General features: G+C 62.0%; 7 protein-coding genes. 1 reads left to right on the forward strand and 6 read right to left on the reverse strand.

Annotated elements, in window-relative coordinates; genetic code table 11:
- Window positions 1-158 precede the first annotated feature (158 nt).
- On the reverse strand, window positions 159-821 hold the full coding sequence (locus ACIQ39_RS17550) for a site-2 protease family protein (RefSeq protein WP_396435877.1): 663 nt from the start codon (window positions 819-821) through the stop codon (window positions 159-161).
- Between the two features lie 230 nt (window positions 822-1051).
- Window positions 1052-2029 (reverse strand): tripartite tricarboxylate transporter substrate binding protein, encoded by a 978-nt coding sequence (locus ACIQ39_RS17555; RefSeq protein WP_396435878.1) that lies wholly within the window; start codon window positions 2027-2029, stop codon window positions 1052-1054.
- Between the two features lie 120 nt (window positions 2030-2149).
- On the opposite strand from ACIQ39_RS17555, the gene ACIQ39_RS17560 reads away from it, so the two are divergent.
- Window positions 2150-3073, forward strand: coding sequence for a LysR family transcriptional regulator (locus tag ACIQ39_RS17560; RefSeq protein ID WP_396435879.1), 924 nt, complete (start codon window positions 2150-2152; stop codon window positions 3071-3073).
- Window positions 3074-3131: 58 nt separating this feature from the next.
- Here the strand turns inward: ACIQ39_RS17560 and ACIQ39_RS17565 are convergent, their stop codons facing one another.
- From ACIQ39_RS17565 to ACIQ39_RS17580, 4 genes are read right to left on the reverse strand one after another with little or no spacing between them, the layout of a single operon-like run.
- A complete protein-coding gene (locus ACIQ39_RS17565; protein WP_396435880.1) occupies window positions 3132-3926 on the reverse strand; it encodes a sulfite exporter TauE/SafE family protein in 795 nt (264 codons plus the stop codon).
- Window positions 3927-3928: 2 nt separating this feature from the next.
- Window positions 3929-5704 (reverse strand): cobalt chelatase, encoded by a 1776-nt coding sequence (locus ACIQ39_RS17570; protein ID WP_396435881.1) that lies wholly within the window; start codon window positions 5702-5704, stop codon window positions 3929-3931.
- The gene (locus ACIQ39_RS17575) at window positions 5701-6648 is read right to left on the reverse strand and encodes an AAA family ATPase (protein ID WP_396435882.1); all 948 of its coding nucleotides are present in this window, start codon (window positions 6646-6648) and stop codon (window positions 5701-5703) included. Before ACIQ39_RS17575 ends, ACIQ39_RS17570 begins: the two co-directional genes overlap by 4 nt.
- Window positions 6645-7451 carry an IclR family transcriptional regulator gene (locus ACIQ39_RS17580; RefSeq protein ID WP_396435883.1) on the reverse strand — a complete coding sequence of 269 codons (807 nt, stop codon included), beginning with the start codon at window positions 7449-7451 and terminating at the stop codon, window positions 6645-6647. Before ACIQ39_RS17580 ends, ACIQ39_RS17575 begins: the two co-directional genes overlap by 4 nt.
- Between the last annotated feature and the right edge of the window lie 327 nt (window positions 7452-7778).

Raw genomic sequence — 7778 nt, forward strand, 5'->3', positions numbered from 1 at the left:
ACCGTCGGTGCTGGTGTCACGGCTGGCTTGCACCGTGGGGCGGATCGCGCCCACGTAGTTGCCCAGGTGCGGGGTGCCCGTGGTGGTGATGCCGGTGAGAACGCGGGTGCGGTGAGGGGATGTCATGGGCCAAACAAAAAAACAAAGAACAAAAGAAATCAGCGCAACCAAGCAGCCAAAGGGCTGAGGGTGAACTTGAGCAATTCAAAGGTGGCCCCCATCAGAGGCTGCATCCACCAAGCGCTGATGAGGCCGGTGAGCACCAGCGCCAGCACGATGAAAAAGCCCCAGGGCTCCACCCGAGACACCAGCACCGCTTGCCGCCAGGGCAGCACGCCTACCAGGATGCGGCCGCCGTCCAGTGGCGGCAATGGAAACAAATTGAAGGCGAACATGACCACATTGGTCAGCATGCCGGCTTTGCACATTTCGATGAAAAACCGTTCGGTGATGCCGCTGCCGCTCAAGACATAAAACAACACCCCCCACAGCAGGGCTTGAAACAGATTGGCCCCGGGGCCTGCCAAGGCCACCCAGACCATGTCGCGTTTGGGGTGACGCAGCCGGTCAAAGCGCACCGGCACGGGCTTGGCGTAACCAAACAAAAACGCCCCGCTGGTGCTGAAGTACAGCAGCAGCGGCAGCAAGATGGTGCCCACCGGGTCGATGTGGGGAATGGGGTTGAGGGTGACGCGCCCCAGCACCGAGGCGGTGTTGTCGCCCAAGCGCAGCGCGGCGTAGCCGTGGGCCGCTTCGTGCAAGGTGATGGCAAAGATCACCGGCAGGGCGTAAATCAAAACGGTTTGGATGAGGTCGGACATGTTGGCCCGATTGTCTCAGACCCGTCAGTGTGCTTCGGTAAACCCTTGCAGGCGTACACCCCAAAAACGCTGTGGTCATCCACAGCGTCAACCGGATCAAACGCCCGGCAAGCGCTGTTGATTGATCCGGCCCGATGAAGCCTGCACCTGCACGGCAAACTTCACAGGGCCAGACCAATGCGCACAGGCCCCAATGTCTTTGGGCGCATGCAGGGCAGCGGCCTGGTCCATCACTGGGCTTGCAGATTGATCGGCTTGGCAATCGCGCGGTAGCGTTCGATTTCGCTTTGGTAGATGCGTGCCAACTCCGCCGGCGTGCGTGAGGGCAAGACCACGTTGCCGCTGCCCTCCAGCGCTTTGCGTGTCTCGGGTGCCTCAGCCGAAGCATAGAAAGCCTTGTTCAAGGTGTTGACCACCGCGTCGGGCGTGTTGCGGTGCACTTGCACCCCGGCCCAAATGTCAAACTCCATGGCTTCCAGCCCCTTCATGGCGGCCATGGCTGGGAACTGCTTGAACAAGGGGTGCGGGGTTTTGGACGTGACGGCCAGTCCTTGAATTTTTCCGTCAATCAGGGTTTGCGGAATGGAGCCCGCCATGGGCAAGAAAGCCATGTCGATCTGCCCGCCCATCAGGTCGGTCAACAGCGGGGCAATGCCTTTGTAGGGCACATGCAGCATCTCCACCTGGGTCAGTTGCGAAAATTTTTCACCAATCAGGTGGTACAGCGAACCCGGGCCCACGCTGCCGTAGCTCAGGGGCTTGTCGGCGCTTTTGCGCGCCAGTGCCAGCAGTTCGTCCACCGACTTGAGCTTGAGCGAGTTGCGAACAGCCAACACCGTGTTGGTGGTGGCGAATTGCGCCACCAACTGGAAGTCTTCGGACTTGTACTTGACGCCTTGTATGGCCATGGGGGCCAGGACCAACTCCATGGGGCTGCCCAGGCTCAGTGTGTAGCCGTCGGCCGGGGCGCTGGCCACTTTGGCCAGTCCGATGGAGCCGCCCGCGCCGCCGATGTTCTCAATGACCATGGTCTGGCCCAGCTTGGCTGCGGCATCGGGTTGCACCCTGCGGGCAAAAAAGTCGGAAGGACCACCGGCCGGGTAGGGCACGATCAGGCTGATGGTTTTGATGGGATAGGTCTGCGCCACAGCAGCAGTCAGCGCGCTGTAGGCGACGAGCAGGCCGCCGATGAGGGTTTTGAGGTTCATGATGTCTCCTTGGGTGTTGAGCTGTCGGGTCGGTGTGTTTGACCCTGTGTTCATGCTAAAAATTTTGAAACCATGTGTCCAATGACTTATTTTTCTGATAATCATTCGTAAAATGAATACATGAACCTCAGGCACCTTGAGCACTGGCTGGCGCTGGCCGATACCGGCTCCTTCAGCCGCGCGGCTGAAAAACTGCACATCACTCAGTCCGCTTTGAGTCGCAGCATCCAGGCCTTGGAAGAGGAGCTGGGCGGCCCCCTGGTGGACCGGTTGGGCAAAAAAAACGAGCTCACGCCTTTGGGCCGCTCGGTGCTGGAGCGGGCGCGGCGCATCGTGCACGAGGCCCAGGAGCTGCAACAAGGCGCTGCCTTGCTGCAGCAAGGCGGCTGGGGCACCTTGCGTGTGGGTTTGGGGTCTGGCCCAGGGGCCATGCTGATGACCCCCTGGTTGCGTTACATGGCCGATCACCATCCTACAGTGCAGGTGAGCGTGTCGCGCGGCCCGACCGAGCAGCAGCTGGTGCAGTTGCGTCAGCGCCAACTGGATGCGCTGGTGGTCGATGTGCGCCGGGTGGCGGTCGCGTCCGACCTGAACATGACGCATGTGGTCGAGATGCCCGCCGGTTTTGTTTGCCGCCAAGGCCACCCGGTATTGCAGCTTCACCCCGGGCAGGTGCCGTTTGAAGCGCTGCTGGATTACCCCTTGGCATCCACACCTTTGTCGCAAGAGGTGGCTCGCTTGCTCGTGGACCACTATGGTTCCCGGGCCAACCCAGCGCAGCTGATCACCTTGCAGTGCGAGGAGATCGCCAGTTTGATTGATGTGGTCAGTCAAACCGATGCGATTTATCTGGGTATAGTGGGTGCGGCACGACAGGGCTTGGCCGATGGGTCGCTGGTCGCTTTGGACATGGACCCGCCGTTTCTGGGTTCGGCGCGTCTGGCACTGATCACCTTGGCGGGCCGCAGCGAATTGCCGGTGATGTCGGTGTTTCGTTCATTTGTGGCTCAGCAGATGCTACAGGCTCCACGCATTGAATCTTGAGGTGGGCGCGGCGCACAGCCATCGCGGGTGCGATGGGCGTGCACCGCACACTTGTGGATCAGGCCGCCACCACCCTCAGGCCCATCAGCACGGCGATCAGCACCAGCAGGATTTGCACCCCCCGTCGAAAACGCTCGGGCGATATCCCGGCACTTTGCCGGTGCCCCAACCAGATGCCCAGCAGCATCGCCGGTAGCCAAGCCACTGACCAGAAGGCGGTGGGGCCGCTGATGTCATGCAGCGATGCGGGCACGATGGCCAGATGGGACATGAGGGCCAGGCACAACAAGGCGAACAGGTCGGTGAACAGAAAAAATACCACCAGACTGGCCCGCATCACCGCCGGGGCCAGCCGGGTTTGGTTGAACACCATGGCCACGGCAATGCCTCCAATGGCCGCCAGCCCGTTGAGCCAGCCACTGACCATGCCGGTGCCCCATTGCAGGGCTTTGCCGGGCGGGCCCTGGGGCCGAAGGCCCCCCAACTGCGCCAGGGCGATCACCCCAATGACCCCCGCAATCAGCAGGCGCAGAGCGTTGTCAGACAGGTTTTGCTGGGTCAGCACACCCAGAGGAATGAACAGCAAATTGCCCCAAGCCAGCACGCGCAACCAGGACCAGTGCACATCTGGCCAGCTGGTTTTGAGAAGGCTGATGCTTGCCGCAATCTCAAGTACGAACAGAGCAGGTACCACTTGTGACGGGGGCATGAACACCGACAAACTGCTCACACACAGCACAGAAAAGCCAAAGCCTGTCAGGCCCCGAACCACACCAGCCAGCAGCACAACCAGGCTGCTCAAGAGGAGGGTCAGGGTGCTGGCGTATTCGGGCAGCGAAAAAAAACCTCCCATGTTCATCGGCGCCTTGGGCGCAAGGCCCCCAATATTTGTGTGAACACCCGCTGGCCATGCAGATCCGAAAAGTCCAGCATGTCGCTGTGGCGGTAATAGCCGCTCATGTCCAGGCCCACGCCCAGAGCGGTCAGCTCAACGCGGCCGCTGCGTTCGATGCGATCGGTCACGGCCAGCAAGTGTTGCTCCAGGTAAAGTGCCTCGTTGGTTTGCGCCGTGGCGCTGTCGCTGGGGCAGCCGTCAGAGATGACCAGCAAGATGCGGCGCGAGGCGCTTTGCGCCAGCAAGCGTTGCTCGGCCCACAGCAGGGCTTCGCCGTCCAGGCATTCGCGGTACAGCTCTGATTTGAGCAGGACCGCCATGTCGCGCCGGGCCAAACGCCAGGCTTTTTCGGCGGGTTTGAATATGATGTGGCAGCGCTCGTTGAGGCGGCCCGGTTTCGGCGGCTGTCCGGCGCGACGCCAGTCGCGCAGGGCGCGCCCGCCACTCCAGGCACCGGTGGTGAAACCCAGTACCTCGCATGGCACGCCCGCCAGATCCAAGGCGCGGCTCATTACATCCACCAACAAAGCAATCGACTCGCGTTGCGCTTTCATGCTGCCCGAGCAGTCGATCAAAAAGCACACCGCTGCATCGGGCACTGGGCGTTGGCGTTCGCGCACAAACAGCTGCCGCTGCAGGGGATTGGCCACCAGCTGCGACAGACGGCTGCCGTCGATGCGGCCTTCGTCCTGGCCGCTCTCTAGGTCTTGCCAGCGCGGTGGGCTCAGCAGCGCCTTGAGCTGGCGCACCAGCGGTTGCAAGGCCACGCCTTGCTGGGCAATGCGCTCGTCCAGCTGCAGGCGCAGGGCTTGCCGCTCGGCCGCACGCACCAAATCTTCCGCCTGCACGGTGCGGTCATAGGCGGTGGTGAAGACGGCATAACCGCGCAACACCTCGTCCGGGCTCAGGCTTCGGCCCGGTGCGGCGATAGCCGCGTCCTTGTCCTCGCCGCCTTCAAAGTCGATCCACAGCGACAGCCGCTCGCGGGTCGACTGCACCGGGTTGATGCGCTTGGCAGGGGGCTGCACCTGGTCTGCCACGGTGTGTTGGGCGACGCTGCGGGCAATGTTCAGGGCGTGCTCGCCATAAAGGGGCTGGTCATGGCGTGTCATGCGCAGTCCTCGCACGTCGTGGCCAATGACCTCGGACAAGGCAAACCGGGTCGATTCGATCAGGTCCATCAGCGCGACGGGCACGGCCTCGCCCACCACCCTTGAGCGGCAGATCAGGGCCACTGTCAGCAGCGTGAGGCCCTGCACGGTTTCGGCCAGGTCCGAATGGCCCAGCGCCACGGCCCAGACTTCGAAGCGGTGGCGCAGGTTGTGCGCCGCACCGGGCAGGCCCAGCCCGGGGGCCAGCGACTCGACGCGGATTTGCTCGAGCATTTCCACGATCAGCCGCTCGAGTGGCATCAATATTTGGCGCTCGCACAGCGCCCGGTGAAAGGCTGCGTTCGAGTGGCGCAGGCGCAGGGCCGCACCATCGCTGGCGGCGCGAAAGGAGCGCCAATCGTCTTGGCCATGTACCGGGTGCAGGTGAGGGGCAAAGTCGGGCAGGCGCTGGTTATTGCGGTACAGGCGGCGCTGTCGGTAGTGCAAATTGTCTTCAGCGCTCAAGGCGCGGACGCTGGCTGCGCACAAGTCGTCTTGTGCGTGTTGCTGGCGCAGCAGGGCTTGCGCGCTGAAGCTGTCATGGCCACCGGAGTCAGGCAGCGCCGCCAAGCCCGGGCCGGTCATGGCGTGCCCAGCTCTCGGTCAAAGCAGCGCTGGAAGTATTCGCCTAACACCGGGCGTTCGGATTCGTCGCCCTTGTTGATGAAGCTCAGGTGCAGCGCCAGCTGCAGATCGCCAAAAATGTCCAGGTTCTCGGCCCAGCTGATCAGGCTGCGCGGAGACATAAGGGTGGACAGATCGCCCACCTTGAAGCCCTGGCGCGTGAGGTTGGCAAACTGCACCATGGCTTGGAGCTGCGCTTGGCGGGTTTCGTCGCGCATGGCGGGCACACGGGCGCGCACGATAGCCATCTCTTGCTCGGGCGGCAGGTGGTTCAGTGTGGCCACGATGTTCCAGCGGTCCATCTGGGCTTGGTTGAGTTGCTGGGCGCCGTGGTACAGGCCGTTGAGGTTGCCTAGGCCCACCGTGTTGCTGGTGGCAAACAAGCGAAACTGCGGGTGCGGCTTGATCACCTGGTTCTGGTCGAGCAGAGTGAATTGCCCGTCACGCTCCAGCAGTCGCTGTATCACGAACATGATCTCGGGGCGTCCGGCGTCGTACTCGTCAAAGATCAGCGCCACCGGCCGCTGCAACGCCCAGGGCACGATGCCGGGCTGGAACTCAGTCACCTGTTGGCCGTCGCGCAGCACCACCGCATCGCGTCCCACCAAATCGAGGCGGCTCAGGTGACCGTCGAGGTTGATGCGCACGCAGGGCCAATTCAGCCGGGCTGCCACCTGTTCAATGTGGGTGGACTTGCCCGTGCCGTGCAGGCCTTGCAGCATAACCCGGCGGTTGTGTTCAAAACCGGCCAGCAGGGCCAGAGTGACTTCGCGGTGGAAGCGGTAATCTGGGTCGATGTCGGGCACATGCTGCGAGCGCTCACTGAAAGCGTTGACCTGGAGAGGGCTGTCGATGTCAAAAACGCTGCGCACATCCAAGCGCTGCAGATCGGATGCGGTGTTCATGGCATGGCCTCGGTTTCAATGGCGCTGATGGCTTGAGCTGCGCGTTGCAAAGCGGGCAAGAGTTGCAGGCAGCGCTCGGTTGTAAGGCGCAACACAGGGGCCTGCACCGCCACGCACAGGTTGGAGCTGCCCTGCGCCGAGGGAACCAGTACGGCCACGCACATCAGGCCGGGCAAAAATTCTTCGTTGTCCAAGGCAAAGCCCTGTCGCTTGACCTGCTTGACCTCTTGCTCCAGCGCAGCCATGTCGGTCAGGGTTTTGGGGGTGTAAGCGTCCAGCGGCGCATGGGCCAGCAAACGCTGGCGTTGGGTCGGGCTGAGCTGCGACAAAAATACCTTGCCGCTGGCCGAGCAATGCACGGGCACCCGCGATCCCGAGTGCAGGTAAAAGCGCAAGGGGGCCGAGGTCTCCACCCGGTCCAGGTAGATCACCTCGCTGCCGCTCAGGGCTGTGAGGTTGCAGCTCTCGCCCACTTCATTGACCAGTTGGCGCAGCACGGCGTGGCGTGCCCCGTGCGCGGTGTCATTGATGAGCAGGTTCTCGGCCAGTTTGCGCAGCCGGTTACCCGTGCCGTACAGACGGGTGTCGGCAGTGCGCTCCAGCAAATGCGCACTTTCGAGCTGCTGCAGCATGCGGTGCAAGGTGGCCTTGGGCAGACCGGTTTCGTCGGCCAGGTTTTGCAGTGAGAAGTAACTGCTTTTGCTGGCAATCACCTCCAGCAGTGCAAATAGGCGCAGGGTGGGCGTGTCCCCATTGATTTCTGCAAGGACTGAGGTGGGCAGGGGGACAGGGGCGAGTGACATCGCTCCATCATAGTGGAAAACCCGATAAGTGGAACAAATTTTATCGAAAAATGAAATTTATATTGATTTACGGAAGTTGTATCTCTATAGTTGCCTCTAATTTCGAATTTTGGAACCCTGGGTTTCGATTTTTTGTTTTCCCTTTACTTTTTCAGGAGAATCTCATGAGCACCCCCAAAACCGACAAACGCACCGTGGCCAGCGGCGTGCAGAAGATGACGCCTTCCGAGGCCTTTGTGGAAACCATGGTCGCCAACGGCGTGACCGACATGTTCGGCATCATGGGCTCGGCCTTCATGGACGCCATGGACATCTTTGCCCCCGCAG

Source organism: Limnohabitans sp. (assembly GCF_044361645.1).
In the GTDB taxonomy this organism is placed as follows: Bacteria; Pseudomonadota; Gammaproteobacteria; order Burkholderiales; family Burkholderiaceae_C; genus Limnohabitans_A.